The following is a 24,980-nucleotide window of genomic DNA, read 5'->3' as shown; positions in this document are numbered from 1 at the left end:
ACGCGTCAGCCCGCTTGCCCTGCCCGGACGATTCCATTGAGTCTATGTGACACGATTAGGGTAAAAAACGTATTGGTCGCGAGGACGTCACGGCTCCAAGGGAAACCAGCCGGACGAGACCCCCTTCCGCCGGAGGTGCCAGCGTTGGCGGACCTCCGCGCCCTCGACGTCGAGTTCGACGACGGCGTCGAACAGCGGTTCGAGCATCCGATTGATCTCGTCCTCGCGGCCGCCGGGAGACCAGACGTGGACCATCCCGTTTCGCGCGCGGACGTGAGACGTCATGACGTGGAGAAACCGAAACACGTGGTCCCGCTCGTACCGCGAGAGGAGCGACGGCAGACAGTCGAACGCGACGCGGAGTTCGGCCGGAGAGAGCCCCCCGGCGAGGCTGTCGAACTCGGTCACGTCGGTCGCGAGTTCCGCGCCGAGTTGGCCGAGGCCACCGCTCACCCGGCGTTCGCAGGTCTCGACCGCAGTCGGGACGGCGGCCGACGGTGACGATGACGCCGCTGCGCTCCGTTCGAGCGTCGAGTACCGCACCACGCGGGTCCACTCCTTCGAGCGTTGGATGTCCGTGTCGAGGCGGGTGTCGAGCGGCGTCGAGTCGTTGAGAACTAACAGGCGGCGTCGCGGCTCGTCGGGAGCGCCGAGCATCTGCTTGGACGCGCGTGAGTAGAGTTCCGTCGGAACCGACCCGACGACGAGGAGTGCGCTCCCTCGTCGCTTGAGGTCGTCCAGCCCGAGTTGGAACGTGGACGTGTCCTCCGTCACGGCGATGTCCGTGTCACCTCCCGAAACCATTCGTGTTGCACGAGGAAACCATATTTAATAATACTTTGCGTGTTGGTCTCTCGAAATGTGTCACCATGTGTCATTATTGATGGTGAACTCTGATTGGGGCGTGTTCGGCCGTTTCGACCGCCCGAGACGGCGGGTCAGATTACCCCGTCGCCCGGACGGTCAGCACGGGCACCGGCGCGGTCCGGACGACGCGCTCGGTGACGCTCCCGAGGAGCACGCGTTCGACGCCCGTCCGGCCGTGCGTCGCCATCGCGATGACCTCCGCGCCGTGTTCCGTCGCGTAGTCGAGGATGGTCTCGTGGGGCGCGCCCCGCCGCACGGCCCCGACCGTCTCGATGCCGCGGCTCTCGCCGCGTTCGACGACCTCGTCGACGACGCGTTGGCCCTCCTGCTCCAGCGTTTCGAGGACCGTCCCGCCGATGATACCCGCGTTGTCCCGCGTCGTGTTCACGACGAACAACACGTGTACCGTCGCGTCGTACCGCTCCGCGAGGTCGAACACGTGCGGTATCGCCTGTTCGGCCGCCGGACTCCCGTCGACGGGGAGCAGGATTTCGTCGTACATCGCTGGATGTACGCGCCCTATCTGTGTGAATCCTTCGCACACACCGGTGCGCCGCTCGTTCGGTCAAGAAACGGAGTTACCAGCAGGTCGGGGCTGACGGCCGGGGCGGGGCAGGACGTCTCAGTCGCTGACGTACGCCTCGATACGGTCCATCGCCTCGCGGAGTTCGCGCATCCCCGTCGCATAAGAGACTCGAAGGTGGCCCTCGCCGCCCTCGCCGAAGACGCTCCCCGGAACGAGCGCGACGTTCTGCTCTTCGAGGAGGCCCTCGGCGAACGCCTCGTCGTCGCCGTCGGGGGCCTCGGGGAAGACGTAGAACGCGCCTTTCGCCTCGAAGCAGTCGAGTCCCATCTCCTCGAAGCGGGCGAGGACGAACCGCCGGCGGCGGTCGTACTCGCGGCGCATCTCGTCGACGGAGTCGTCGCACGACCGCAGCGCTTCGAGCGCCGCGTACTGCGCCGTCGTGGGCGCCGAAAGCATCGCGTACTGGTGGACCTTGTTCATCGCGTCGATGGCTCCGGGCGGCCCCATGGCGTAGCCGAGCCGCAGCCCCGTCATCGCGTAGGCCTTCGAGAAGCCGTTGAACACGATGGTCCGCTCGCGCATCCCGGGATGGGTGGCGATGGAGGCGTGGTCGTCCTCGTACCGGAGGTCGGAGTAGATTTCGTCGGAGAGCACGACGAGGTCGTGGTCCCTGACGAACGAGGCCACGTCGGCGAGTTCGTCGTCGGACATCACCGCGCCGGTCGGGTTGTTCGGGTAGCAGAGCACCAGCACGTCGGCCTCGTCGGCCCCGGCGGCTTCGAGCGCCTCGGGGGTGAGCGTGAACTCGTCTTCCGCGCGAGTCGGTACCGGCAGCGGTTCGCCGCCGGCGAAGATGGCTCCCGGCGTGTACGAGATGTACGACGGCTGGGGAATCGCCACCACGTCGCCGGGGTCGACGAACGCACGGAACGCGAGGTCGACGGCCTCGCTCGCACCCGTCGTGACGATAATCTCGTCTTCGGGGTCGTACTCTTGGCCATAGCGGGTGACGCGCTCCGAGATGGCCTCGCGGAGTTCGCGCATCCCGCGGTTCGACGTGTAGGAGGTCTTGCCGCGTTCGAGCGAGTCGATGGCGGCGGTCCGGGCGGCCCACGGCGCGGAGAAGTCGGGTTCGCCGACGCCGAGGGAGATGACGTCGTCGACCTCCTCGGCGAGTTCGAAGAACTTCCGAATCCCCGACGGCGGCACCTGTTTGACGCGGTCCGAAAGCTGGTCGCCGAGCGTCATGGCGACACTGAGAGCCGGTCGTCGTCGTCGCCGTCGCCGAGTTCGATGCCCTCCTCCTTGTAGGAGTCCATCACGAAGTGCGTGACCGTCTTCGTGACCTCGGGGATGGGGGCGATGCGCTCGGAGACGAAGTTCGAGACGGCGTGCATCGACGCGCCCTCGACCTCGATGAAGAAGTCGTAGTCGCCGGAGACGAGTCGCAGCGTGGCGACTTCGGGGAACCGCGCGATGCGGCGGGCGATCTCCTCGTAGCCCGTCTCGCGGTCGAGTTCGACGTCGACTTCGACCTGCGCCCGGACGTGTTCCTCGTCGACGTTGTTCCAGTCGACGACCGCCTGGTAGCCGCGGATGACCCCGTCTTCTTCGAGTTCCTCGAGCGCTGCTGCCACTGCTTCGGCGTCTGCGCCCAGCTGGCGGGCGATGTCATCTACGCTCTCGCGAGCGTCGTGACGCAGCAAGTCGAGCAGTGACTGCTTGTCCATGGACAGTCCGTTGCAGGCATCCGTAAAATGGTTTGCCCAACCGGGCGGAATTGTCGTGTCACACAGTGTCATGCGACGGTCGTCGTCGCCGACCCGTCCGGCGGAACACTATTCCGCCGCCGGCGGAAACGTGTCCGCCATGAACACCGAGTTCGATTGGCTCACCCTCGACGACGACGAAGCGGTGCTCTGGGCCGACACCCCGCATCCCTACAGCCTCGTGCCCTCCTTCATCGTCGGCGTCCCGCTCTCGCTCGTCCTCGTGGGCATCCCGCTTCTCGTCGGGTCGTACCTCTCGCACAAGAACACGAACTACGTCGTCACGTCCGACGCGCTCTACCGGAAGTCGGGCGTCCTCTCTCGGAGCGTCCAACGCATCGAGTTCGACAAGGTCCAAGACACCTCCTACAGCCAGACGTTCCTCGGCGCGCAGTTCGGCTACGGCTCCGTCAACATCAGCACCGCCGGCGGGAGCGGCATCGAGATGAGTTTCCAGAACGTCGCCGACCCGCAGTCGCTCCAGACGCTCATCAACGAGCGAATCAAGCGCCGGGCCGGGCCGGAGACCGACGCCGAGGGGAAGGCCGCCGTCCTCGACGACATCCTGACCGAACTCCGCGCGATTCGGCGGGCCGTCGAAGGCGACGAAGGGGTCGCCGCGGGCGACGACAGTCCCGACGGGGACGGAACCGAGTCCGCCTCCGGCGCGTCGGCCGACGCGCTCGAACCGAGCGACTTCGAGTTCGACGCGACGACCGACGAGCGATGACGGGCGGCGATTCGAGCCCCGCGGACTCGCCGTCCGAGCGCGCCGCGACTGACTCGGCGGCCGGCGACGCCGATTCTGCGACCGCCGCGGCCATCGACGACTGGCTGGCCCGCGGCGACGACGAGACCGTCCGCTGGGCGGGTCGCCCGCGGATACAGACCGTCATTCCCGCCGCGGTCGTCGGGGGCGCAATCGCCGTCGTGGCCGTCGCCGTGGCCGTCGTGAACGACGCGCCGGCGCTCGCACTCGTGGCCCTCGTCGGACCCCTCCTGCCGGCGTGGTCGTACCTCCGCGTCACCAACACGCGCTTTGTCGTCACCGACAGGGCGCTCTACCGGAAGTCGGGCGTCCTCTCTCGGACCGTCCAGCGCGTCTCCCTCGACCGCGTCCAGAACAGCGCGCTCTCGCAGGGCGTCGCGGGGTCGCTGTTCGGCTACGGGACCGTCTCGGTCGAGGCCGCGGGCGGCGGCGCAATCCGCTTCGAGGACGTTGACGACCCCGGTGCCGTCCGCGACCGAATCGAGGGTCGGGACGACCGCGATGGCGACGAACTCCCCGGCACGGTCGAGCAGTGGGTCGCCGTCCGCGACGAGGTGCGGGCGCTCAGGGCGGCGGTAGAGCGGTAAGGAAAAACGGTAGTTTTCGGTTCGCGGCGCGGGTTTCCGTGCGTCAGTCGTCGTCCGCCGCCGGAGCGGCGGGACCGGGCTGTGCCGTGCCGTTCCCCGAGAAGCCGACGCCCGCGAGGACGAAGGCGAACAACACGAGCGGCGAGAGGTAGCCGAACATGTAGTACGGGGCGTACTGGAGGGTCGAGACGCCGAGGACGCCGGCCATGTACGCGCCGCCGGCGTGCCACGGGAGGAGCGCACCGGTCGGGGTCCCGGCGGACTCGATGGCTTGCGAGAGGTCCGAACTGTCGAGGCCGAACTCGTCGTAGGTGTCGCGGAGCGTCATGCCGGGGACGACGATGCTCATGTACTGCTGGGCGGTGAGCGCGTTGGTCAGCATCGCCGAGACGCCGGTGGAGGCGACGAGCAGGCGCGGGCTCCGAATACCGCGCTGGAGGCGGTGGGCGAGGACGGCGAGCACGCCGGTCTGTTCGAGCAGGCCGCCGAGCGTCAGCGCCGCGACGACGACGGCGATAGTCCACGCGGAGCCGGAGACGCCGCCGGAGGCGAGCAGGCTGTTGACGAGTTCGGAGCCGGTTTCGGGGCCGGTGCCGCTCATGAACGTCTGCCACGCCGTGACGAACGACGCGCCCTGCACGAGGATGCTCGTGAACGCGCCGGCGAACGCGCCCGCGAGGAGGACCGTCAGCGCGGGGTAGCCCGCCGCGGCGAGGCCGAACGTGACCGCGAGCGGCAGGAACGCGAGGAGCGTGATGTCGTACGAGGAGGCGAGGGCGGTCTGAATCTCGGCGATTTGGCCGGCCGGAATCGCGCCGGTGATGCCGAGGCTGAGGAGGACGAAGCCGACGAGCGAGAGGCCGAACGCGACGGCCGTCCCGCTTCGCATCGCGCGGATGTGGTCGTAGAGGTCGGTGTTCGTGACGGCGGCTGCGAGGTTCGTCGTGTCGGACAGCGGCGACTGCTTGTCACCCGCGTACGCGCCGGAGAGAATCGCGCCGGCCGTCATGGGCTCGGGGACGCCGAGCCCGGAGCCGATGCCGATGAAGGCGACGCCGAGCGTGCCGACCGCGGTCCACGACGAGCCGATGGCGAAGGTGGCGATGCCGACGAGGAGCGCCGTGGCGGGTAGGAACACCTGCGGCGACAGCAGGTCGAGACCGTAGTACATCAGCGCCGGAATCGTCCCCGCGGCGACCCACGTCGAGACGACGCCGTAGATGACAAACAGGATGAGAATCGCCTGTAGCCCCATCGCCAGGCTGCGTTCGATGCCCTCGTAGAGGTCCTCCCAGGTGTAGCCCCAGACGAACCGTCCGAGGAGGCCGACCAGCGCGATACTCCAGATGAGCGGGATGTGCGGGTCGAGTCCCAACCACGCCGACCCGAGACCGAGGAAGGCGACGAGTCCGAGCACCGGAACGAGTGCCTGTTTCAGCGTCGGGCGCTGCTCCGGGGCGATGTCGTCGTACGACCGCGGTGTGTACCTATCAGTTCCCATCGTAGCTCGACAAATAACTTCAGAGCATAAAATTGTGTCGTGTTATGCTTAAAGTGCATTGTTATGCAATGACGTACTTTCGTTTGACAATATAATTCCCGACAGTAATCCTGAGGGCGAGTCGCCGCGGGCGGTCGCTCCGAACAGTCACGTATTCCGATAGGTCGATATTTCGGAACGTGTCAACAAATAGGGAAACAGCCATACCGGAGGCGCGCCACGGGTCGGGCATGGCCCTCGACGAGTTCTTCTTGTTTCCCCTCGGGTTGATCGCCCTCTTGGGGGCGGTCCCCCTCGTCATCCTCTATCTGCTGCGGCCGGAGCCGGTCCGGCGCACCCTCCCGACCTTCCGGTTCCTCGCGGACTCGGCGGGACGAAACGCGTCGAACCCGATCTTCGACCGCCTGCTCCGGAGCCTGCTCCTCCTCATCCAGCTGCTCGCGCTCGTCGCGCTCGTCGGCTCGCTGGCGACGCCGTACGTGATGGTTCCCGAGTCGGAGACGGTCCAAGAGACCGTCCTCGTCGTGGACACGAGCGCGAGCATGGGCGTCCGCGACGGCGGCGGGACTCGATTCGACAGCGCCCTCGCGGCGGCGCGAGACGAGATCTCCGGCACGACCTCAGTCGTCGCGGCGGGGTCGAACGCGAACGTGGTGCTCCGCCGGGGGAGCGCGACCGACGCCCGCGCCGCCCTCGACGGCCTGCGCGCGAGCGCGGCACCCGGCGACCTCCGCTCCGCGATTACCGCCGCCGCCTCCATCGCCGGCGAGGACGCCCGTGTCGTCGTTCTGAGCGACTTCGCCGACGACTCGCCGTGGAGCGACGCGGTCCGCGAGGCCCGCGCCCGCGGCCTCGTGGTCGAACTCCGGCAGTTCGCGGGCGGCGGACAGGGCAACGTCGGCATCGTCGACCGGCGCTTCTCGGGCACGAACGTCACCGTGACAGTGAAGAACTACGGCGACTCGGCGGCGACTCGGACGCTCTCTCTCGCCGGCGTCACACGGGAGGTCCGGATGGACTCCGGCGACGTGACGACCGCGACGCTTCCGGTCCCCGCGGGCGGCGGACGCGCCGAACTCTCGCCGGGCGACGCCTTCCCGACCGACGACGCGCTGTACGTCGCGGCCCCCGAGGACGCCTCGGTGGACGTGCTCGTCCTCACGAACGACGAGAACCGCTACCTGACGACCGCGCTGTCGGTCATCCCCGAGGTGTCGCTGACCGTTGACAACCCGCCGACGGCGGTCTCGACGAACTACGACGTGGTCATCTACAGCAACGTCAACCCCGGTCGCCTGCTCTCGGGCAACGTCGAGGCCGGCCGCGAGGTCGTCGCCGACGGCGGCGGCGTGGCGATTCAGGCACAAGAGGAGTCGCCGAACTACGGCGACCTGCAGCTCGTCTCGCAGGCGAGCATCGAGACGAACCCGACCATCGGGACCGTCGAGAGCCACGAGATAACCCGCGACATCACCTTCCCGCCGCCGACCGAGTACGTTGCCGGCGACCTCCGGTCGGGTCAGTCGCTCGTGACCACGACCGGCGGCACCTCGCTCGTCGCCGTCGAGCGCCGCGGGGGCGGCCGCGTCCTCTACTACGGCTTCATGGAGGACAGCTCGGCGTTCAAGTACAACTACCAGTACCCCGTGTTCTGGAAGCGCTCGGTGTTCTACCTCGCCGGGCGCTCGACGCTCTCCGAGCTGAACCGGGCGACCGGCGGGTCGCTCGCGGCGGGCGCGAACCAGACCGTCGAGACGCCCGCGGGCGAGGCGACCGGCCCGGAGGTCCGCCTCGCCGACGCCGGCTTCTACCGCGTCGGCGACGAGCGGTTCGCGGCGTCGCTCCTTAGCGAGGCCGAGTCCGACGTGGTCGCCGCGCCGCTGGATGGCGAGTCGGCCCCCTCGGACTACCCGACGCGGGTCGAAGAACGGAGTGTTCCCGACCCGCTCACCGAGTGGGCCGCGTTAGTCGCGCTCGCGGCGACGATGCTCGAATTGGCCTACCTGCGCCGGCGGGGTGACCTCTGATGGCGGCGTTCGGCTCGGCGTCGGCCGCGCTGACAGCGCTCGACGCCGTCGCCGCCACGACTCCCGCCGCCGCGACGACGCCCCTCGCGTGGACGGTCGAGGCCGCCGGACGGACGCTCGGTATCCAGCGCCCCCTGTTCCTCGTCGCGCTCCCCGTGGCCGCGCTCCTCGCGTGGGCGCTCATCTTCCGCGGGGCCGACGGGACGGCCGGCGGGCGCTCCCGGCGACTCCTGTTCGCGTCCCGGTTCCTCGTCGTCGTTCTCTTGGTCGTCGCGGCTGCGGGGCCGTACACTATCACGACCCGGATGACCGACGGCGACCCGCAGGTGACGCTCCTCGTCGACGACTCCGACAGCGCGGCCGTCACCGAGGACGTGGCGTCGCAGCTCGCGGCGGACATCGAAGCGGAGGGCGTCCCCGTCACGACCTCGACGGTCGCCCGCGGCGAGGAGTCGCCCATCGGCGACGCCGTCGCGGCCAACCTCAGACCGGACGGGACGGTCGTCCTCGTCTCGGACGGGCGGGTCACCTCGGGGCGGAGTCTCGCGTCCGCGACGACGCTCGCCCGCGACCTCAACGCGACCGTGAGCGCGGTCGCGCTCGAACCGACCGAGGCCGAACACTACGTCACCGTCAGCGGCCCGTCGAAGACCAGCGTCGGCGTCGAGAACGCGTTCCTCGCGCAGGTCGACGGGGTCGTTCCCGAGGGCGCCGAGGGCGCGACCGTCGAACTCGTCGTGGATGTCGACGGCGAGGAAGTCGCCCGCGAGGTGGTCAACACCACCGGCGGCGTCGAGTTCTCCCAGACGTTCGAGACCACCGGGACCCACCGCGTCACCGCTCGCATCGAGAGCGACGACCGCTTCCAGACGAACGACGTGTTCCGCAAGACGGTCCGCGTGGTCGAGCCGCCGCGGGTGCTGTACGTCTCCCGGGGGGACTACCCGTTCCGCGACTACCTCTCGGAGCTGTACGACGTGGAGACCGCCGAGACCGTCCCCGCGGACCTCTCGTCGTACCACGCCGTCGTCTTGCAGGACATCCGCGCCGAGGACGTTGGCAACACCGACTCGCTCCAGCGGTTCGTCATCGACGGGGGTGGTCTCCTGACCGTCGGCGGGCGGAACTCGTTCGAAAACGGCGGCTACGACGGGTCGAGCCTCGCGTCGATGCTTCCGGTCACGACCGGCGAGGGCACGTCCCAGCAGACGAACCTCGTCTTCGCCATCGACGTGTCCGGCAGCGCCGAAAGCGGCATGCGCGTCCAGAAGTCGGTCGCGCTCGACGCGCTCGACCAACTCGGCGACGAGAATCAGGTCGGCATCGTCGGCTTCAACTACCGCGCCTACGAGGTCTCGCCGCTCCGCCCGCTCGGGCCGAACCGCGAGTCGACAGCCGACCTCATCCGCCGGCTCCAGTCCGGCGGCGCGACCGACATCTCCGTCGGCCTCGAGGGCGCGGCCCAGCAACTCGGCGACAGGCGCGGGACGATTATCCTCATCAGCGACGGACACGACCGGTTCCAGGACGCCGCGAGGGTCGCGGACCAACTCGGCCGTGATGGGGTCCGCGTCATCACCATCGGGACCGGGCCGAGCCCGAACGAACAGACCCTCCGAACCATCGCGCGGGCGTCCGGGGGGAACTACCTCAGGGCCGACGAGACCGACCGACTCCGCATCCTCTTCGGCGGGTCGAACCGCCAGTACGCCGGCGACGGCCTCACGGTCGTCGACCAGAACGACTTCGTCACCGCCGGCGTCGAACTGACCGCGAACCCCGGCAGCGTCAACGACGTGTCGGTCAGGAGCGGCGCGAACTTCCTCGTCGCGGCCGACGACGGGACCCCCGCAGTCGCCTCGTGGCGCTACGGTCTCGGCCGCGTCGCCACCATCACCACGTACGCGGGCGACGGCACGCTCGACGGCCTGCTCCAGAGCCCCGACTCGCTCCTGCTCACGAAGTCCACGAACTACGTCATCGGCGACCCGGAGCGGAAGGCGACCGGCGTCGCCGAGGTGGCGGACACCCGCGTCGACCAGCCGACGACCGTCGTCTACCGCGGCGGCGAGCGCCCGCGGGGCGTCGAGGGGCTGTCCTTCTCGGCGGTCGATTCCGGGGTCTACGAGGCGACGGTCGTCCCCACGGAGACGGGCTACCGGAACGTGCTCGACACCGCCTTCGCGGTGAACTACCCCGCCGAGTACGCCGGGTTCGGTCGGTCGGCCGCGCTCGAAGCCGCCGTCTCCGACAGCGGTGGGACGATGTACGACCCCGAAGACGCGACCGAAATCGCCGCCTCCGCTCGCGACAACGCCGCTGGCGTCCAACCCGTCCGCGACGACTGGGCGGCCGCGTTCGTCGCCGCCGCGTTCCTCCTCTACCTCGCCGAGGTGCTCGTCCGGCGTCTTCAAGTGTATCGGGGTCGAACGCAAAGTGAAGGTGGTCTGATATGAGTTCCCTGGGTCGGTCCCTGAATCTCGGTCTCGTCCTCGTCGTCGTCCTCCTCACCGCCGGAACCGTCGGCGCGACGATGTTCTACCAGTACTCGGTCGATTCGCTCGACCAGCAAAACGAGCAACTGCGCGAGCGAAACGAGGCGCTGGAACAGGACCTCTCGCAAACTCGACAAAACTTGTCGGCGACGCGGGCGGAGCTACAGGAGCTGAACAGCAGTCTCGAACGCACCCGCGGCGACGTCTCGCAGGTCGCGAACAATCTCGAAGACACGGAGTCACAGCTCGAATCGACCCAAAGCGAGCTGTCGTCGACCCGGAACGAACTCCAGGAGACCGAAAGCAATCTCCGAGACGCCCGCAACCGTATCAGCGAACTCACGGCGACGCTCGACGAACTCGAAGAACAGCGCAACCGGCTCGAAAACCAGATAGACGACCTCGAAACGGATAACGAGGAACTGGAGGAGACGAACGCCGAACTGGAGACCCAGATAGAGACGCTCCAGTCCGACATCGACGACCTCGAAGACCGGGTCGACGAACTCGAAGCCGACCTCCGGCGGGCCTGTTCCGAGTTCGAAGACGGCAACGAACCGGCGGTGTGCAGCGGTGTCTGAATCACCTCCGCCCGAACCGGGCACCGACGGCAGCGACGTTCCTGATGCTTCCGACGCACCCGACGCGTCCGACGCACCAGACACGGCCGCCGCCTCGGAATCGGGAGCGACCCGCCACGAGGCGATGGCCGACGCCGTCAGCGAGGTCCGCCGCGAGGCGGTGAAGGCCGCCGTCGTCTCCAGCGTCGTCGACGCCGCGGTCGCGACGCTGTTGGCGAACATCGCGTTCCGAGTGGTCGCGTTGCCCGTCCAGTCGTCGGTGTCGCTCGGCTTCCTCCCGCGGGTCGACCCGGCCGTCTCGGTTCACGTCGCCGTCCCAATCGCCCTCGCGGTGGGCCTCCTCGTCGGTGTCGCGGAGTACCTCATCCTGATGCGGGTACCGCCGGTCGAGCAGTTCGAGGCGGTGAATCCCTCGGTCGCCGAGGCGCTCCGGACCGCCCGCGACCTCGTCGCCGACGAGGGGAACCCGAACCGCGACTCGCGCATGTCGGTCGCGCTCTACGACGACGTGCTGTCCCGCTTGCGGGAGTCGTCGTCGGTGGAGCTCCTGCCGACCCGCCGCATCGTCGGCGCGCTGCTCGTCGCCTTGCTCCTCTCGGCGGGGAGCATCCAAGTCGCCGTCTCGGACATCCAGTTCGAGGGGCTCGCCGGCGACGGCGGGCCGGCGGGCGACAGCCTCGACCAACCCGACGAGGAGACGGGGCTCCAGAACGGGAGCTCGATTCTCGGCGACCCCGAGGACGTGGACGCCGGCTCGGAGCAGTTGAACGCTACCGTCGCCGGGACCGGCGGGAGCGGCGACGGACCAGAGTCGTCGGCCGCGGCTTACGACTCGACCGGTTACGGCGGCGACAGCGCCGTCGAGAGCCAGCGCGCCGGCTACCTCGCCGACGACACGCTCGAAGAGGCCGACCTGATTCGCGACTACACCCTGAAGATACGAGAGAACGAAGATGAGTGACAAACGAGACTGGCTCGGAGACGACGGACAGCAGACCGCGGCCGAAGACGATATCGCGGTCGAAACAGACGACGACCTCAGCATCGAGGACCTCCAGGCGAGCGTCGCGGCGGTCAAAGACGAGGTCGGAAAGCGCATCATCGGCCAGCACGACGTGGTCGAACGACTCCTCGTCTGCGTCCTCTGCGACGGCAACGCGCTGCTCGAATCGAACCCCGGACTGGGGAAGACGACGCTCGTGCGCGCCCTCTCGGACGCGACGGACCTGCAGTTCTCGCGGGTGCAGAACACGCCCGACCTGATGCCCTCGGACATCACGGGCACCGAAATCATCCGCGAGACGCCGGACGGTCGGGACTTCGTGTTCGAGCGCGGGCCAATCTTCGCCAACGTCGTCCTCGCCGACGAGATAAACCGGGCGACGCCGAAGACGCAGGCCGCGCTCCTCGAAGCCATGCAGGAAAAGCAGGTGACCGCCGCGGGCGAGACCTACGAGCTTCCGGACCCGTTCTTCGTCCTCGCGACGCAGAACCCCATCGACCAGGGCGGCACCTACCCGCTCCCCGAGGCGCAGACCGACCGCTTCCTGATGAAGATTCTCGTCGGTTACCCCGAGTTCGATGAGGAGCGGTCCATCGTCAAGCAGTACGCCGAGGGCGGCGCGTCGCCCGAAGTCGAGCGCGTCCTGCCGCGGACCCACCTGCTGGCGGCCCAACGGCTCGTGCGGCAGGTCCCCATCTCCGACGACATCCGCGACCGGACCATCGAACTGGTCCGCAAGACCCGCGAAGACGAGCAGGTCGAGTTCGGCGCGAGCCCCCGCGCGAGCATGGCGCTCGTCCTCGCCGCGAAGGCGCGGGCGTTCGTCCACGGGCGCACCCACGTCTCGTGGGAGGACGTGGTCGAGATGGCCCCGCCGGTCATCAGACACCGCATCATCCTCGACTTCCGGGCGGAGCGCGAGGGGCTCGACCCCGACGACGTGATTGCGCGGCTGTTGAACGAGTGACGAACCGATGATAGACCCCGGCTTCCTCGACGAACTCGACCGCTTCGACACCTCGCTGAAGCGCGTCTCGAACGCCCGACGGCAGGGCGACCAAGAGTCGCCGGACGTGGGCGAGGGGCTCACCTTCAGCGACCACCGGCGGTACGCCGCCGGCGACGACCCGCGGCTCATCGACTGGAAGGTGTACGCCCGGACCGAAGAGCTGTTCATCAAGCGGTTCGAGGCCGAGCGGAACCTGACGGTCCACGTCCTCCTCGACGCCTCGGCCTCGATGGACTTCGGTGAGGGCGACACGAACAAGTTCGAGTACGGCGCGAAGCTCGGCCTCGGCTTTTGCCACCTCACCGCCGAGGAGAACAACGACTTCCGCTTTTCGCTCCTCGGCGACCTGCCCGACCGCATCGACACCGACGCGTCGAGCCGCGGCGAGGTGCTTCGGCTCGTCGAGCGTCTCAACGAGACGACGCCCGGCGGCGACGGCGACATCACGGCCGCGCTCTCGACCTACGCCGAGACCATCCGCTCGCGGTCGCTCGTGGTGGTCGTGAGCGACCTGCTTTTCGACCCCGACGACGTCGCTTCCGGCCTCGCCGCGCTCGCGCGAAACGACGTGCTCGTCGCGCAGGTGCTCACCCCCGAGGAACTCGGCCCGGAGGCGACGGGCGACGCCATCTTCGAGGACCCCGAGTCCGAGGCGACCCGCCGGACCTACTTCGGCGGGTCGGCGGCGCGGCAGTACACGGACCGACTCCAATCGCATCTCGCGGCGGTGGACGAGCGGTGTCAGGCGCTCGGCATCGAGCGCGAACTCGTCGACACCGGTGCGGACTTCTTCGACACGTTCGCCGACCTCTGGCTCGGCGCGCGCCTCGGCGGGGAACGTCGCGGTCGCGGCTAATCCGACACCGGGACCAACATCGCCGCGGACCGCGGGCTTTTCACGAATCACCCCCCATTGGCCGGTGTGACGGAGACACAGGAGCGGCGCGTGGTCGGCCTCGTCGCGGGCTCGCACGTCGTCAACCACGCCTACCTCGTCGCGCTCGCGCCCGTCATCGGCCTCGTCGCCGACGACTTCGGCGTGAGTATCGCCGCCGTCGGCCTCGCCATCGGCGTTCAGGGCGGGGTCGTGACGCTCCTGCAACTCCCCTTCGGCTACCTCTCGGACGCGCGGAGTCGGACGCTCGTCCTCGCTGTCTCGCTCGTCGTCGGCGCGGTGGGAATCGTCGCGACCGCGCTCGCGCCCTCGTACCGGTGGCTCCTCGCCTCGCAGGCGCTCCTCGGCGTCGGCATCGCGGGCCACCACCCCGCGCACTACCCGCTTTTGGCGACCGCCTCCTCGGAGACGAACCGCGGGCGGGCGTACTCGCTGCACGCCCTCGGCGGGTCGCTCGGCTTCGCCGTCTCGTACGCCATCGCGGCCGGCGTCGGCGCGCTCGGGCTCGGCTGGCGCTGGACCGTCGCGGCCATCGCCGTCTTCGGCGCGGCGTTCGCGCTCGTCGCGCTCCCAGTCGCCCGCGGCTTCCCCGAGCGAATCAAGAAGCCGGCGGCGGAGGACCGCCCGTTGTCTCGCCCCACGCTCGCGGGAGTTCGGCGGGGCGGGTCGGCACTCCTCTCGTCGGCGGGGCTGATGGGCCTCGCGCTCCTCTCGTTTCTCACCTCGGCGGCCGCGTGGTGCATCCGGACGTACTCGCCGCAACTGCTCACCGCCGGCTACGACCTCGCGCCGGGGACGGCGAACCTCCTCGTCTCGGGGATGCTCGTCGTCGGCGCGGGGACGATTCTCGTCGGCGGCGCGCTCACCGACCGCGTCGGCCCCGGAACCGTCGCCCTCGGCGGCTACGCCGCGCTTGCCGGACTGGCGGCGCTCTTGGCCAGCGGGTCGCTCCCGCTCGCGCTCGTCGTGTTGATTCTCCCCTTCAGCGGGACCATCAGCGTCTCCCGGCCGGCGCGGTCGACCCTCGCGGACCGCCTCTCGGAGCGCGCCGACCTCGGCAAGAACTTCGCCGTCGTCACCATCGGCATCTCGCTCGGCGGGGCCGTCGCGCCCCCGGCGTTCGGGGCGCTCATCGACCTCGCCGGCGTGCGCGTCACCTTCGGCGTCGTGGCGGTCCTCGGCCTGCTCTCGTTCGGGCTGACCCGGTGGCTCCTCGGCCGGGTCGACGGGTCGGCGCGGCGGCCGCAGGCGGCCCCGAGCGACTGACGGCGGCGCGTTCGCTCGCGGCGGTCACTCCGGTGCTTCGTGCTCAGTACTCGTCCCCTCGACCCACGAGCACCCCGAGCGCGATGCCGACGACCGCGCCGAACCCGGCACCGAACGGCCCCAGAAACGCGAACCCCGCGCCGCCGAAGGCGAGCGCCGGAACGAACACTGCAATCGGCGAGACAGTAGCGGACATATCCGCGATTCCGTCTCCGCGGCGATAGTTCTATTGACACTTCGGCGTCGACGGAGCTTGGGGGTGCCGTCGGTTCCCTTCTCCGGCCACGTTCATGATGCCAAGAATCCATAACTAAGCCGCTGTCTGCCGTCTCTCCGAGCGGTGGTAGAAATGGCTGCAACATCCGAGAAAGAACAACAGCACCGAGCGTCGTTCCTGCGCGTGGCGGACGAACTGTGGAACAAACGCGACTACGAGGTCATCAAAGAGGAGTACGACCCGCTGGTCGAGGTCCACGCCTTCTCTGACCCCGACGGCATCATCGGGACCGACGCGGTCGAGGAGTGGGCGCGGCGGTACCACGACGCCTTCTCCGACTTCCACGTGGAACTGTTCGACGTGGCGGCGCGAGACGACAGCGTGTACGCACGGTATCACCTGACCGGCACCCACGACGGGACGCTCCGAAGCGCCCGCGGCGACATCCCCGCGACCCACCGCAAGATGGACACGTGGGGTATGGTACAGGCGCGCTACGAGGGCGGACTGTGCGTCGAAGAGTGGAACAGCACCGACATCATGACCATGCTGTCGCAACTCGGCGTCGCTCCCGAGTGAGCCGACCGAGTCGCGAAAAACGACCGTTTTTGGACGCCTATCCGGACCACTCGCCGCGAACGTCGTCGGCGACCGCGTCGCGCCACATGCCGAACCCCTGTTGACAGATGGGGCTCTCTTCGAGGTGGTCCATGAACCCCTCTCCTTCGCTCTCCAGTTCGTCGAGACAGAACGGACACCGAGTCGGGTCGTCCCACGTGTGCGCGATGACCGAGGGTTGTACTTCCTGAGACATACACACCAATATGCGATAATACTTGATAAAAATTTGCACGTGGGCTGTATATGGTCTGCTTCGTCTACTTGGAACCATATTTTGTACTTGATTCTAAACTGGGTTCTCCGGTTCCGTCCCCGTGTTATTCCGGCTCGTTCACGCGGTTTCGACCCCGAATCGTAACCCTATACACGACTCGGACCTCGGTGTTATCCGTGAACTACATCTCGTGGGCGGTCGTCGCGCTCGGGGCCTACTCCCTCGTCGCGCCGCTGATGAAAGTGGCGACGACGGGACAGGGGAAGATTCCGAGCGACGTGGCCGCGCTGGTCGCCAACACCGTGCTCGTCGTGGGAACCGTCGGGGTCATCGTCGTCTCCGGGCAGAGCGTCACGGACTCGGTCGTGAGTTCGAAACTCCCCTACGTCCTCGCCGCCGGTGCCTGTCTCGCGGTCGGCATCCTCTCGTACTACCGGGCGCTCGCGCTCGGCCCCGTCTCCATCGTCGCCCCCATCTTCGGGATGTTCCTCGCGATTTCGTCGGTCGTCGGCATCGTCGCGCTCGGCGAGCCGCTGACGGTTCGTAAGGCGGCCGGTATCGCCTTCGCCGTCCTCGCAATCGCCCTCGTCTCCATCGACTGAGGGGCGTCACGGAGCCGATGAAGGTGACGCGGAACTGCCGCGGGCCAACCGCTTTTGATGCTCGCGAGCCAACGCGCTGACATGGTACTCCTGGAATCCGACTCCGAACTCGAACGCGGCGACGCCGCACCCGACTTCGAACTCCCCGGCACCGACGGCGAGACGTACTCCCTCTCGTCGTTCGCCGACTACGACGCGCTCCTCGTCGTCTTCACCTGTAACCACTGTCCGTACGCGAAGGCGAAGTTCGAGGAACTGAACCACCTCGCGAGCGCCGACGACGACCTCGCGGTCGTCGGCATCAACCCGAACGACGCCGAGGACCGCCCCGAAGACTCCTTCGAGAAGATGCAGGAACTCGTCGAGGACGGCACGATTGGGTACACCGCCTACCTCCGCGACGAGTCGCAGGTGGTCGCCGCCGAGTACGGCGCGGTCTGCACGCCCGACCCGTTCCTCTTCGAGAACACCGGCGACGGCTTCGAACTCGCGTTCCACTCCCGCATCGACGACGCGATGAGTCCCGACGACGAGGTGACCGACTACGAGATGCGCACGGCCGTCGAGGCGCTCCTCGCCGGCGACGACATCCCCGTCGAGGAGTCCCCCTCGCAGGGCTGTTCCATCAAGTGGAAAGACCAGTAAAATAGCGCACTCGGAACCGGTTCGAACGACTGGCGGACGGCCCTACTCGTCGCCGAGGAGGGCTTCCCGGGCGTTCTCCACCGCGGCTTCTTTCTTCGCCGGGTAGGCCTCGACTTTCGCGCGGAGGGTGAGCCCGCCGCCGCGGCGGGCCTCGCCCTTGAACGCGGCCTGTTTGTCCAACCGCAGGAAGAACTCCGTGTTGTCCGTGACGCGCTGGTCGAGTTCGTCGAGGAGCGTCTCGAAGTCGGGGAGGTCGCGAATCTTGGCGAGGACGTGCCGCACGTCGTTGGCGCGCTCGACGCGCGCGGAGAAGACGATGATGCGGTCGCCGTGGTGGCCGGTGCTCTCGACGCGGTCGACATCGAACTCGTCGGGGAGGAACGTCCGCAGCGCCTCCTCGACCCGTTTTTCGTCTTCCGTCTCGTAACAGAACGTTCGGAGGTCGATGTAGTGGAACGGAACGCGTGGCATAGTGGGTCTAAGAGGCGTCGGTCGGTGTCGGTCGCTTACTCTTCGTCGGCTTCGTCGGCTTCGTCGTCGGCGTCGGCGGCTTCGAGCTGGTCCTGCGCGATGCCGACCTCCTGGCCCTCGTCGAAGCTGATGGTGTAGGTCGGCTCGCCGAACATGCTCTCGATGACCTGCGTGACCGTACCGGTCTCGCCGTCGAACTCGCTGTGCTTGTCGTGCAGAACGACCTTGTCGTCTTTCTCGAAGCTCATACGCACAGGTTCCGCGTCACCGGATAAAAGGGCGATGATTGGCCGCGAACTCGCCGGCTCCACCTCGCGACGGCGCGTGTCGAAGCCGATTTGTGGAGCCGCGCCGAACCGTGAGCTATGCCGAGTCGCCCGCTCGCACATCGACCGCCGGTCGCGCGCCGATGACGGTCGACGACCTGTGGTTCCTCGCCGACGAGGCGCGACAGCGCGCCGAGCAGGCGTACCACCGCCTGCGCCGGAGCCACGCCGACGCCGACTACCTCGAACCGGTCCACACCCGCCGCGTCTCCCGCCCGCGGTTTCGCACGCTCGCCGCCCGTGTGAAGTCCACGGGGACGCCCTACGGCGTCCACACCGTCGTCCGCCGCCGCGACGACGAGATACTGCTCGTCCGCCACGAGGGCGTCGACCTCTGGGTCCTCCCCGGCGGCGGCGTCGACGGCGACGAGGGGTTCACCGAGGCCGCCCGGCGCGAACTCGGCGAGGAGGCCGGTATCACCGCCGACTACGGCGGCCTCGCGATGGCCACCCGCGTCGACATCCGCTGCGACGGCCACCAGACGTGGGGCGTGATGCCCGTCTACCGCGCCCGCGCCGACGAGGCCGCGGAGCTCAGCGTGAACGACCCCGACGAGGAAATCTCGGCCGCGCAGTGGTTCCGCGTCTCGGAGCTCCCGCCAGACACCCGCGACCGCGACGACCTACTGTCGTGGTACGACCACGTCGCCGGCGACTGACCGGGCCGCCGGCTCAGTCGGTCGGTTCCTGCGCGTCTTCCGCGTCCTGCACAGCTCCTGTTTCGCTCTCGTCGGCTTCGACGCGTTGGCCCCAGAACCCGGGGTACTTCTCCACCCAGAGGTCGCCGAGGACGACCGTCTGGCACGCGAGTCGGAGCCCCGAGTCGGAGTCGTGCGGTGGGAACCGGAGCCGGCGGCGCTCCTTTTTCGTCCGATAGGTCACGGGGCCGCGAACCCGGACGGCGCAGGTGCCACACGAGCCCCCGCCGCGGCAGTTGAACCAGGACGAGTGACCGTTGTGCGGCGGCTCGCCGGCCGCTCGAAGCACGTCACGGAGCACGTCCCCGCGGTCGCACGCGATTTCCCGGCCGCGAAAGTGGACGGTTGGCACGTGTTGGGTGACGCCACGCGAGGCTTAAGCGGTGTCGTTCGAGCGGCGACGGGGAGGGCCGGCAAAGGGCCGCCGACCGTCCACCGCCGCGCCGCCGCGGTTCCCGAACCGAACCACGAAAAGCGGCAATGGCGTCCGAAACTCCCCGATTCGCCTCGGAGAATCTAAGTTCGTCCGTCCCCGAATCCGACCATGCGCAACACACGACGCGCGTACCTCGCCGCCACGGCGGGTGCGCTGACGCTGGGAACCGCCGGCTGTCTCGGCGGCGGAAGCGGCGGTTCCGGCGACGAAGCCGTCGCCGCCATCGGTTGCGAGGTCCCCGCGCGCGACACGGTCGATTCGCTCCCCACGCCCGTCATCGGGGCCGAGGACGCGAGCGTCGTCGTCGACGTCTGGGAGGACTTCGCCTGCCCTCACTGCGCGACGTTCGCGGTCGACGTCGCCCCGCAACTCCGGTCCGAGTACGTCTCGGAGGGCGTCGTCCGCTACCGCCACCACGACTTCCCGATTCCGGTCGACGACTGGTGGTCGTGGAAGGGCGCTTCGGCGGCCCGCGCCGTCCAGGACGAGGCCGACGACGAGACCTTCTTCGACTTCGCCCACACGCTCTACGAGAACCAATCGGAGTTCACCGGCGGCGACGCCGAGGGCTCGCTCTCGACGCTCCGGTCGCTCGCGGACGACGCCGACCTCGACGGCTGTTCGGTCGCCGCGGCCGCCTCCCGGGAGCGTTACCGCCCGCTCGTCGAGGCCGAGCGGACCGAAGCCGTCGACGAGCGCGGATTCCAGGGGACGCCGACCGTCCTCGTCGACGGCGAGCAGGTCTCCCCGCGGTGGTCCGACCTCCAGAGCGCCGTCGAGAACGCCCGGTAATCGGATTCGACGCCCACACCACCTCTCGCGCGGGATTCGCGCACGACACCAGCGATGCTTTACGGCGAGATTCACTAGCCACGAGTATGCACGCGACGCGACCGCTCCGCCGACGCCGACGAGGTGACGACCGGTGAGACGACGCGCCCTCCTCTCTCTTCTCGCGGGCGCGGGTGTCGCCGGCCTCGCTGGCTGTCTCGGCGACGGGTCCGCACCCGCGGAGGCGACTGAGACGGCCGAGACGACCGCCGGAACGACTTCGGAGAGCGCGTCGTCCGGGTCCGGCGACCTCCCGCTCGTCGTCGACACCGTGGAGGCGCAGGGGTCGTCGGCCGGCGAGGCTCGAATCCCGGCGGACGGGACGCCGACCGTCCTCGACCTCTTCGCGACGTGGTGTGCGCCCTGCGTCGCCCAGATGGAATCGCTTCGGACGCTCCACGAGGAGTTCGGCGACGACGTGGCGTTCGTCTCGGTGACGAACGAGCGCCTCGGTGGCGGCCTCACGATGGACGACATCCGCGCGTGGTGGGCCGAACACGACGGCAACTGGACGGTCGGCCACGACCCCGACAGCAACCTGATGCGCGCGGTCCGCGCGAACGGCCTCCCGTACCTCGTCGTCTTCGACGCCGACGGCTCGATAGCGTGGACGCACCGCGGCCTCGCCAGCGAGGAGAACCTCCGCGCCGCCGTCGAGGACGTCGCCTGATGCCCGGGTTCGGTCTCGGTCCCGTGCTGGGACTCGACCCCGGGTTCGCCGGCACGCTCGCGTTCGCCGTCAGCGCGGGCGTCGCCACCTTCTTCGCGCCCTGCGCCTACCCGCTTCTCCCGGGCTACGTCGGCTACTATCTCTCCCGCGAGGAGGCCGACCTCGGCGGTGCGGCCGTCCGCGGGTCGGTCGCATCGCTCGCCGCGCTGGTCGTTCTCGGCGCTATCGGGAGCGCGCTCGCCGTCGTCGGCGGCCGCATCGCCTCGCACCTCGCGCTCCTCGAACCGCTCGTCGGCGCGGCGCTCGTCTGCTTCGGCGTCCTCATGTTCACCGGTCGCGCGCCGAGCCTCCACGTCGTCCTCCCGGAGTACCGGTCGTCCGTGACCGGCTTCGCCGTCTTCGGCGGGGTGTACGGCCTCGCGGCGGCCGGCTGCGTCGTCCCGATTTTTCTCGGCGTCGTCACGCAATCGCTCGCGCTCCCGACCCCGCAGGCGGTCGTCTCGCTCGGAGCCTACGCCGCCGCCGCGGCGCTCCCGCTGGCGGTCGTCACCGTCGCGGCCGCGCTCGGCGACGGACTCGCCCGTCTGTTTTCGGGTTACGTCGGATGGATTCAGAAGGTCGCCGCGGTCGCGATGGTGCTCGCCGGTCTCTGGCAGATTTGGCTGGCGCTGTCGTTCTTGGGACACGTCTGAGGGCGCGACTGGCTGAACACGTAACCGGGGGCGCTCGCCTCAGTCGTCCAGCCCCGGAACCTCGCCGGTCGGCGTCGGCAGCGACCGAATCTCTCGCGGCGGCACGAGGAAGTTGCCGCGGCGCTTGACGAAGATGTACTCTAAAATCCCGTTGTTGACGCGCTGGCGGACGGTCGGCACGTCGGTCAGGTCGGTGCCGTTCATCGCCTCGCGGACCGCCTCGAACTCGGAGATGCCGCGCTGGAGCGACGGGAAGTGCAAGCTCGCCACGCCGTCGTCGGCCGACTCGAAGTGCCGACGGAGCAGTCTGACGTTGCCCTCGTCGTCGCGGTTGGCGCGGGCGGCCTTCTGGGCGTGGCCGACGTGGCCGAATTCGAAGGCGTCGTCGCGGAGGCTGTCGAGCATCGCGTCGATGCCGCTGTCGTCGCCGAGGTTGTCGCCGACGCCCTCGACGAGTCCCTGTTCGGCGTGTTCCGGCGAAAATAGCTTCATGACCCGGTGGTAGCGGTCTTCCTCGTCGTACCAGTCCGAGAGGCGCTGGCGGACGTTCGCCACGTGCTTCGTGGTCGCGCCCGCGAACGGCCCGTCGTCGATGGTGACGTACTCCTCGGTGGCCTGATTCTTGGCGAAGCCGGCTTTGAACCCCATGAACAGCGGCGACTCCTCGGGGACGGGGTTCCCGTCGGGGATGCCGTTCAGGTCGGACTGGTGTTCTGCCGGGAGGCCGGCCCCGACGAAGCCCGTCCGTCTGGAGGCGACCGAGAAGACCCCCGAGAGGTCGGCGTCGACGGCGATGCCGTTGGCCTCGTCGACCTCGCCGAGGAGCGCCTGCTCGGCTTCGAGGACCGCGTCGGCGCGGTCGGACGCGAGGTGGACGAGCGCGTCCTGCCGGTCGAAATCGGGCGTCTCGAAGGGCGACAGCGCCCGCGGTTCGGGCAGGTCCACACTCGCCGGGAGCGGGTCGTCGAAGCGGTCGAAGTACCGCGGGGAGTAGGCAACCGACCAGATGACTCCCTCGTGGCGCCGCTCGTAGGCGCGGTCGAGGACGCGGAAGGCGTTCTCGACGGTCTCGCGGTCGGTCTCGGCGGGCGGTCCCTCGCCAGCGAGGTCGAGGTAGAGAAGCACCTGATGCCGAGGCATCTCGACGTTGCCGTGGTCGTCAGCCCGGCAGAACTCGTTCCACGCGTGCTGTCTGCTCGGGAGCGTCTCGAACGCGTCGGTCCCCGCCGGGACGGGGTCGTCCGGTGCCCTGTCGAGGCAGGCGGAGAGCGCCGCCGCGCCGCCGGCGGCGACCGCGGCCTTCAGGAACTCCCGGCGGGACGGAGACCCGTCGAACATACCTCGGCTAAGGACCTCGCGGGGAAGTCCGTTCTGGTGTGTGCGTCGAAGATTTCGCCGCGGTCGTGCGGAACGAGAACACGCGCGCTGGCGTTCGAAACGCACACCAAACGGCATTTGAGTACCGGGCCGCTAGCGAGGGTAATGAAACGACGAACGTATCTCCGCGCCGCGGGGGCGGGCGCGGCGCTCGGTCTCGCTGGCTGTCTCGGCGGCGGCGACGCCAATCCGAACGTCTCGCTGTCGAAGCCCGACCGCGAGAACGACGTGTCCAGTGAGGACCTCCCCTACCCGGCGTGGGGCCAGCAGGTTCCCGACGTGACGCTCTCGGACCCCATCGCGGGGGCCGAGGTGTCCGTGCGCGACATCGACGTGCCGCACTTCCACACGTACTTTTTCACCAACTGCATGACCGTCTGTCCGGTCCTCATCAGCGCGCTCCGCGAGGTCCAGATTCACTCGGTCAGCGAGGGCTACGCCGACGAGGTGTCGTTCTACCCCATCACGTTCGACCCCGCCCGCGACGACGCCGACGCCTTCCGCGCGGAGGCCGACCAGATGAACGTGGACATGGACGCGGGCAACTGGCACTTCCTCCGGCCCGCCGACGAGTCCGAGGCGAAGTCGGTCGTCGAAGACCAGTTCGGCGTCTTCTTCCAGAAGAACGAGCCGAACGACGAGGGCAACTACATGTTCACCCACCTCGGACTCGTCTCGCTCGTCAACGGCGACGGCTACGTCGAGCGGACCTACCGCGGCAACCAACCGGACGAACAGACGCTCATCGACGACCTCACCGCGCTCCGGGAGGCATGACGAGTCGGCGTCGGTTTCTCGCGGCGAGCGGGACCGTCGCAACCGCCGGGCTCTCCGGCTGTCTCGCCGAACTCGGTCGACTCTACACGTCGAACGAACCGCCGGTCGTCTCGAACCGCCCCGACGAGGTGTACGTCCCGACCCACACCGAGGGGATGCGCATGGTCGGGAGCGCGGACGCCGGCGGCCTCCGGGTGGGGGTCTTCTACAGCTATCCGCACCGGTTCTGGGTGATGTCCGACGAGGGCGACGGCTTCGGCACGTCGAAAATCTCGGTCGAGGCCGGCGACGACGTACATCTCATGGCCGCCGTCTGGGACGCCGAGACGGGCGTCGTCGTCCCCGATACCGGTCTCTCGCTCGAAATCGCCCGCGGCGGCGACCTCGTGAGCGAGGAGGTCGTCTACGCGATGCTCTCCCAGCGGATGGGCTTTCACTACGGCTCGAACTTCGGCCTCGACGGCGACGGGACCTACGAGGTGACGGTGGACGTGGGCGCGCCCTCGCTGCGCCTGTTCGGCGACCTCGACGGGCGGTTCGACTCCCCCGCGACCGCGACGCTCGACTTCGAGTACAGCGCCCGCGACCGCGACGACATCCAGTACACGATGCTCGACGACCAGCAGGGCGACCCCGGCGCGGTCAAGCCGATGGAGATGGACGGGCTTCCGCTCGGCCGCGCCCCTGAGACGCTTCCGGGGACGGCGCTCGGGTCGGCGACGACGGGCAGTCTCCGACTCGTCGGCACCGTCCTCGACGCCGACCGTTTCGGCGACGACCCGTATCTGGCCGTCTCCCCGCAGACGCCCTACAACCGCCTTCTCGTCCCGCGACTGGGGCTCACCGGGACCGTCGCGTCCGGCGGGTCGACCCGCTTCGACGGTCGACTCGAACCCGGCCTCGACGCCGACCTCGGCTTCCACTACGGCGCGACGGTTCCGGGGCTCGCCGGCGACGACGCGACCGCGGACCTCGCGGTGGACGTGCCGCCGCAGGTCGCCCGCCACGAGGGATACGAGACGGCCTTTCTCGAATTCGACCCCGTCCGCCTCGGGTAACGGCAACCGAGTCGAACAAGGACAGGGCTATTTTCGTCCGGACCGACCGA

Annotated in this window: 29 protein-coding genes; 18 read left to right on the top strand and 11 right to left on the bottom strand. The window is 68.8% G+C overall.

What is annotated here, in order from left to right; genetic code table 11:
• Positions 1-87: 87 nt before the first annotated feature.
• The 4 genes from C5B91_RS04845 to C5B91_RS04830 all read right to left on the bottom strand — a co-directional run bounded on the left by C5B91_RS04845 (position 88) and on the right by C5B91_RS04830 (position 3,123).
• A complete protein-coding gene (locus C5B91_RS04845; protein ID WP_008093002.1) occupies positions 88-804 on the bottom strand; it encodes a hypothetical protein in 717 nt (238 codons plus the stop codon).
• Positions 805-943: 139 nt separating this feature from the next.
• Entirely contained in the window at positions 944-1,369 is a 426-nt protein-coding gene (locus C5B91_RS04840; protein WP_004977289.1) for a universal stress protein, read from the bottom strand.
• A 120-nt stretch (positions 1,370-1,489) separates the two neighbouring features.
• On the bottom strand, positions 1,490-2,641 hold the full coding sequence (locus C5B91_RS04835; protein WP_008092998.1) for a pyridoxal phosphate-dependent aminotransferase: 1,152 nt from the start codon (positions 2,639-2,641) through the stop codon (positions 1,490-1,492).
• On the bottom strand, positions 2,638-3,123 hold the full coding sequence (locus C5B91_RS04830) for an Lrp/AsnC family transcriptional regulator (protein ID WP_004977292.1): 486 nt from the start codon (positions 3,121-3,123) through the stop codon (positions 2,638-2,640). The genes C5B91_RS04835 and C5B91_RS04830 overlap by 4 nt, the downstream gene beginning before the upstream one ends.
• A 139-nt stretch (positions 3,124-3,262) precedes the next feature.
• Between C5B91_RS04830 and C5B91_RS04825 the strand changes: the two genes are divergently transcribed.
• Entirely contained in the window at positions 3,263-3,892 is a 630-nt protein-coding gene (locus C5B91_RS04825) for a PH domain-containing protein (protein ID WP_049968628.1), read from the top strand.
• Positions 3,889-4,518: a PH domain-containing protein gene (locus tag C5B91_RS04820; RefSeq protein ID WP_049968384.1), complete on the top strand. Its 630-nt coding sequence runs from the start codon at positions 3,889-3,891 to the stop codon at positions 4,516-4,518. Before C5B91_RS04825 ends, C5B91_RS04820 begins: the two co-directional genes overlap by 4 nt.
• Before the next feature lie 43 nt (positions 4,519-4,561).
• On the opposite strand, the gene nhaC is transcribed toward C5B91_RS04820, so the two are convergent.
• Complete coding sequence (nhaC, locus tag C5B91_RS04815; protein ID WP_008092990.1) at positions 4,562-6,019, bottom strand: Na+/H+ antiporter NhaC; 1,458 nt, start codon at positions 6,017-6,019, stop codon at positions 4,562-4,564.
• 230 nt (positions 6,020-6,249) lie between these two features.
• Between nhaC and C5B91_RS04810 the strand changes: the two genes are divergently transcribed.
• The 7 genes from C5B91_RS04810 to C5B91_RS04780 all read left to right on the top strand — a co-directional run bounded on the left by C5B91_RS04810 (position 6,250) and on the right by C5B91_RS04780 (position 15,295).
• Positions 6,250-8,046: a BatA and WFA domain-containing protein gene (locus C5B91_RS04810; RefSeq protein ID WP_115819163.1), complete on the top strand. Its 1,797-nt coding sequence runs from the start codon at positions 6,250-6,252 to the stop codon at positions 8,044-8,046.
• Complete coding sequence (locus C5B91_RS04805; RefSeq protein WP_115819162.1) at positions 8,046-10,502, top strand: VWA domain-containing protein; 2,457 nt, start codon at positions 8,046-8,048, stop codon at positions 10,500-10,502. The genes C5B91_RS04810 and C5B91_RS04805 overlap by 1 nt, the downstream gene beginning before the upstream one ends.
• On the top strand, positions 10,499-11,122 hold the full coding sequence (locus tag C5B91_RS04800) for a hypothetical protein (RefSeq protein ID WP_008092984.1): 624 nt from the start codon (positions 10,499-10,501) through the stop codon (positions 11,120-11,122). The genes C5B91_RS04805 and C5B91_RS04800 overlap by 4 nt, the downstream gene beginning before the upstream one ends.
• Positions 11,123-11,246: 124 nt before the next feature.
• A complete protein-coding gene (locus C5B91_RS04795; RefSeq protein ID WP_115819161.1) occupies positions 11,247-12,083 on the top strand; it encodes a hypothetical protein in 837 nt (278 codons plus the stop codon).
• Positions 12,076-13,092, top strand: a complete 1,017-nt coding sequence (locus C5B91_RS04790) for a MoxR family ATPase (protein ID WP_115819160.1) — start codon at positions 12,076-12,078, stop codon at positions 13,090-13,092. The genes C5B91_RS04795 and C5B91_RS04790 overlap by 8 nt, the downstream gene beginning before the upstream one ends.
• Positions 13,093-13,099: 7 nt before the next feature.
• Positions 13,100-13,990, top strand: coding sequence for a DUF58 domain-containing protein (locus tag C5B91_RS04785; protein WP_008092978.1), 891 nt, complete (start codon positions 13,100-13,102; stop codon positions 13,988-13,990).
• A gap of 66 nt (positions 13,991-14,056) precedes the next feature.
• Entirely contained in the window at positions 14,057-15,295 is a 1,239-nt protein-coding gene (locus C5B91_RS04780) for an MFS transporter (RefSeq protein WP_115819159.1), read from the top strand.
• A gap of 43 nt (positions 15,296-15,338) precedes the next feature.
• On the opposite strand, the gene C5B91_RS22305 is transcribed toward C5B91_RS04780, so the two are convergent.
• Positions 15,339-15,491, bottom strand: coding sequence for a hypothetical protein (locus tag C5B91_RS22305; RefSeq protein WP_162832765.1), 153 nt, complete (start codon positions 15,489-15,491; stop codon positions 15,339-15,341).
• Between the two features lie 153 nt (positions 15,492-15,644).
• Between C5B91_RS22305 and C5B91_RS04775 the strand changes: the two genes are divergently transcribed.
• Entirely contained in the window at positions 15,645-16,091 is a 447-nt protein-coding gene (locus C5B91_RS04775) for an ester cyclase (RefSeq protein ID WP_115819158.1), read from the top strand.
• A 37-nt stretch (positions 16,092-16,128) separates the two neighbouring features.
• Here the strand turns inward: C5B91_RS04775 and C5B91_RS04770 are convergent, their stop codons facing one another.
• Positions 16,129-16,326 (bottom strand): hypothetical protein, encoded by a 198-nt coding sequence (locus C5B91_RS04770; protein WP_004063678.1) that lies wholly within the window; start codon positions 16,324-16,326, stop codon positions 16,129-16,131.
• A 197-nt stretch (positions 16,327-16,523) separates the two neighbouring features.
• Between C5B91_RS04770 and C5B91_RS04765 the strand changes: the two genes are divergently transcribed.
• Both C5B91_RS04765 and C5B91_RS04760 read left to right on the top strand, forming a co-directional pair.
• Entirely contained in the window at positions 16,524-16,949 is a 426-nt protein-coding gene (locus C5B91_RS04765; RefSeq protein ID WP_008092972.1) for an EamA family transporter, read from the top strand.
• Positions 16,950-17,030: 81 nt separating this feature from the next.
• Entirely contained in the window at positions 17,031-17,594 is a 564-nt protein-coding gene (locus C5B91_RS04760; RefSeq protein ID WP_008092970.1) for a thioredoxin family protein, read from the top strand.
• Positions 17,595-17,636: 42 nt separating this feature from the next.
• Here C5B91_RS04760 and C5B91_RS04755 read toward each other — a convergent pair whose 3' ends face one another.
• Complete coding sequence (locus C5B91_RS04755) at positions 17,637-18,065, bottom strand: RNA-binding protein (protein WP_004977322.1); 429 nt, start codon at positions 18,063-18,065, stop codon at positions 17,637-17,639.
• Positions 18,066-18,100: 35 nt separating this feature from the next.
• A complete protein-coding gene (locus C5B91_RS04750) occupies positions 18,101-18,313 on the bottom strand; it encodes a hypothetical protein (protein WP_008092969.1) in 213 nt (70 codons plus the stop codon).
• Positions 18,314-18,474: 161 nt separating this feature from the next.
• Between C5B91_RS04750 and C5B91_RS04745 the strand changes: the two genes are divergently transcribed.
• Entirely contained in the window at positions 18,475-19,050 is a 576-nt protein-coding gene (locus tag C5B91_RS04745) for an NUDIX hydrolase (protein WP_115819157.1), read from the top strand.
• Positions 19,051-19,063: 13 nt separating this feature from the next.
• On the opposite strand, the gene C5B91_RS04740 is transcribed toward C5B91_RS04745, so the two are convergent.
• Entirely contained in the window at positions 19,064-19,441 is a 378-nt protein-coding gene (locus tag C5B91_RS04740; protein ID WP_008092965.1) for a 2Fe-2S iron-sulfur cluster-binding protein, read from the bottom strand.
• Between the two features lie 192 nt (positions 19,442-19,633).
• Here C5B91_RS04740 and C5B91_RS04735 point away from each other — a divergent pair, with 192 nt between their 5' ends.
• The 3 genes from C5B91_RS04735 (at position 19,634) to C5B91_RS04725 (ending at position 21,718) form a co-directional block, all read left to right on the top strand.
• Positions 19,634-20,317 (top strand): DsbA family protein, encoded by a 684-nt coding sequence (locus tag C5B91_RS04735; RefSeq protein ID WP_115819156.1) that lies wholly within the window; start codon positions 19,634-19,636, stop codon positions 20,315-20,317.
• Between the two features lie 133 nt (positions 20,318-20,450).
• The gene (locus tag C5B91_RS04730; RefSeq protein WP_049968377.1) at positions 20,451-21,026 is read left to right on the top strand and encodes a TlpA disulfide reductase family protein; all 576 of its coding nucleotides are present in this window, start codon (positions 20,451-20,453) and stop codon (positions 21,024-21,026) included.
• Entirely contained in the window at positions 21,026-21,718 is a 693-nt protein-coding gene (locus C5B91_RS04725) for a cytochrome c biogenesis CcdA family protein (RefSeq protein WP_008092959.1), read from the top strand. The genes C5B91_RS04730 and C5B91_RS04725 overlap by 1 nt, the downstream gene beginning before the upstream one ends.
• A gap of 39 nt (positions 21,719-21,757) precedes the next feature.
• Here C5B91_RS04725 and C5B91_RS04720 read toward each other — a convergent pair whose 3' ends face one another.
• The gene (locus tag C5B91_RS04720; protein ID WP_115819155.1) at positions 21,758-23,056 is read right to left on the bottom strand and encodes a twin-arginine translocation signal domain-containing protein; all 1,299 of its coding nucleotides are present in this window, start codon (positions 23,054-23,056) and stop codon (positions 21,758-21,760) included.
• Between the two features lie 144 nt (positions 23,057-23,200).
• Here C5B91_RS04720 and C5B91_RS04715 point away from each other — a divergent pair, with 144 nt between their 5' ends.
• On the top strand, positions 23,201-23,872 hold the full coding sequence (locus C5B91_RS04715) for an SCO family protein (RefSeq protein WP_049968375.1): 672 nt from the start codon (positions 23,201-23,203) through the stop codon (positions 23,870-23,872).
• Positions 23,869-24,930: an iron transporter gene (locus C5B91_RS04710; RefSeq protein WP_049968374.1), complete on the top strand. Its 1,062-nt coding sequence runs from the start codon at positions 23,869-23,871 to the stop codon at positions 24,928-24,930. Before C5B91_RS04715 ends, C5B91_RS04710 begins: the two co-directional genes overlap by 4 nt.
• Positions 24,931-24,980 lie beyond the last annotated feature (50 nt).

The organism is Haloferax sp. Atlit-10N, from assembly GCF_003586325.1.
Classification (GTDB): domain Archaea; phylum Halobacteriota; class Halobacteria; order Halobacteriales; family Haloferacaceae; genus Haloferax; species Haloferax prahovense.
Note: the sequence above shows the minus strand (reverse complement) of the source record. Positions and strands in the feature narration are given on the sequence as shown.

What these genes read in the sequence shown, in the direction of transcription:
- C5B91_RS04845 (WP_008093002.1), bottom strand. Translation starts at nt 804, where the DNA reads ATGGTTTCGGGAGGTGACACGGACATCGCCGTGACGGAGGACACGTCC.
- C5B91_RS04840 (WP_004977289.1), bottom strand. Translation starts at nt 1,369, where the DNA reads ATGTACGACGAAATCCTGCTCCCCGTCGACGGGAGTCCGGCGGCCGAA.
- C5B91_RS04835 (WP_008092998.1), bottom strand. Translation starts at nt 2,641, where the DNA reads ATGACGCTCGGCGACCAGCTTTCGGACCGCGTCAAACAGGTGCCGCCG.
- C5B91_RS04830 (WP_004977292.1), bottom strand. Translation starts at nt 3,123, where the DNA reads ATGGACAAGCAGTCACTGCTCGACTTGCTGCGTCACGACGCTCGCGAG.
- C5B91_RS04825 (WP_049968628.1), top strand. Translation starts at nt 3,263, where the DNA reads ATGAACACCGAGTTCGATTGGCTCACCCTCGACGACGACGAAGCGGTG.
- C5B91_RS04820 (WP_049968384.1), top strand. Translation starts at nt 3,889, where the DNA reads ATGACGGGCGGCGATTCGAGCCCCGCGGACTCGCCGTCCGAGCGCGCC.
- nhaC (WP_008092990.1), bottom strand. Translation starts at nt 6,019, where the DNA reads ATGGGAACTGATAGGTACACACCGCGGTCGTACGACGACATCGCCCCG.
- C5B91_RS04810 (WP_115819163.1), top strand. Translation starts at nt 6,250, where the DNA reads ATGGCCCTCGACGAGTTCTTCTTGTTTCCCCTCGGGTTGATCGCCCTC.
- C5B91_RS04805 (WP_115819162.1), top strand. Translation starts at nt 8,046, where the DNA reads ATGGCGGCGTTCGGCTCGGCGTCGGCCGCGCTGACAGCGCTCGACGCC.
- C5B91_RS04800 (WP_008092984.1), top strand. Translation starts at nt 10,499, where the DNA reads ATGAGTTCCCTGGGTCGGTCCCTGAATCTCGGTCTCGTCCTCGTCGTC.
- C5B91_RS04795 (WP_115819161.1), top strand. Translation starts at nt 11,247, where the DNA reads ATGGCCGACGCCGTCAGCGAGGTCCGCCGCGAGGCGGTGAAGGCCGCC.
- C5B91_RS04790 (WP_115819160.1), top strand. Translation starts at nt 12,076, where the DNA reads ATGAGTGACAAACGAGACTGGCTCGGAGACGACGGACAGCAGACCGCG.
- C5B91_RS04785 (WP_008092978.1), top strand. Translation starts at nt 13,100, where the DNA reads ATGATAGACCCCGGCTTCCTCGACGAACTCGACCGCTTCGACACCTCG.
- C5B91_RS22305 (WP_162832765.1), bottom strand. Translation starts at nt 15,491, where the DNA reads ATGTCCGCTACTGTCTCGCCGATTGCAGTGTTCGTTCCGGCGCTCGCC.
- C5B91_RS04775 (WP_115819158.1), top strand. Translation starts at nt 15,645, where the DNA reads ATGGCTGCAACATCCGAGAAAGAACAACAGCACCGAGCGTCGTTCCTG.
- C5B91_RS04770 (WP_004063678.1), bottom strand. Translation starts at nt 16,326, where the DNA reads ATGTCTCAGGAAGTACAACCCTCGGTCATCGCGCACACGTGGGACGAC.
- C5B91_RS04760 (WP_008092970.1), top strand. Translation starts at nt 17,031, where the DNA reads ATGGTACTCCTGGAATCCGACTCCGAACTCGAACGCGGCGACGCCGCA.
- C5B91_RS04755 (WP_004977322.1), bottom strand. Translation starts at nt 18,065, where the DNA reads ATGCCACGCGTTCCGTTCCACTACATCGACCTCCGAACGTTCTGTTAC.
- C5B91_RS04750 (WP_008092969.1), bottom strand. Translation starts at nt 18,313, where the DNA reads ATGAGCTTCGAGAAAGACGACAAGGTCGTTCTGCACGACAAGCACAGC.
- C5B91_RS04745 (WP_115819157.1), top strand. Translation starts at nt 18,475, where the DNA reads ATGACGGTCGACGACCTGTGGTTCCTCGCCGACGAGGCGCGACAGCGC.
- C5B91_RS04735 (WP_115819156.1), top strand. Translation starts at nt 19,634, where the DNA reads ATGCGCAACACACGACGCGCGTACCTCGCCGCCACGGCGGGTGCGCTG.
- C5B91_RS04725 (WP_008092959.1), top strand. Translation starts at nt 21,026, where the DNA reads ATGCCCGGGTTCGGTCTCGGTCCCGTGCTGGGACTCGACCCCGGGTTC.
- C5B91_RS04720 (WP_115819155.1), bottom strand. Translation starts at nt 23,056, where the DNA reads ATGTTCGACGGGTCTCCGTCCCGCCGGGAGTTCCTGAAGGCCGCGGTC.
- C5B91_RS04715 (WP_049968375.1), top strand. Translation starts at nt 23,201, where the DNA reads ATGAAACGACGAACGTATCTCCGCGCCGCGGGGGCGGGCGCGGCGCTC.
- C5B91_RS04710 (WP_049968374.1), top strand. Translation starts at nt 23,869, where the DNA reads ATGACGAGTCGGCGTCGGTTTCTCGCGGCGAGCGGGACCGTCGCAACC.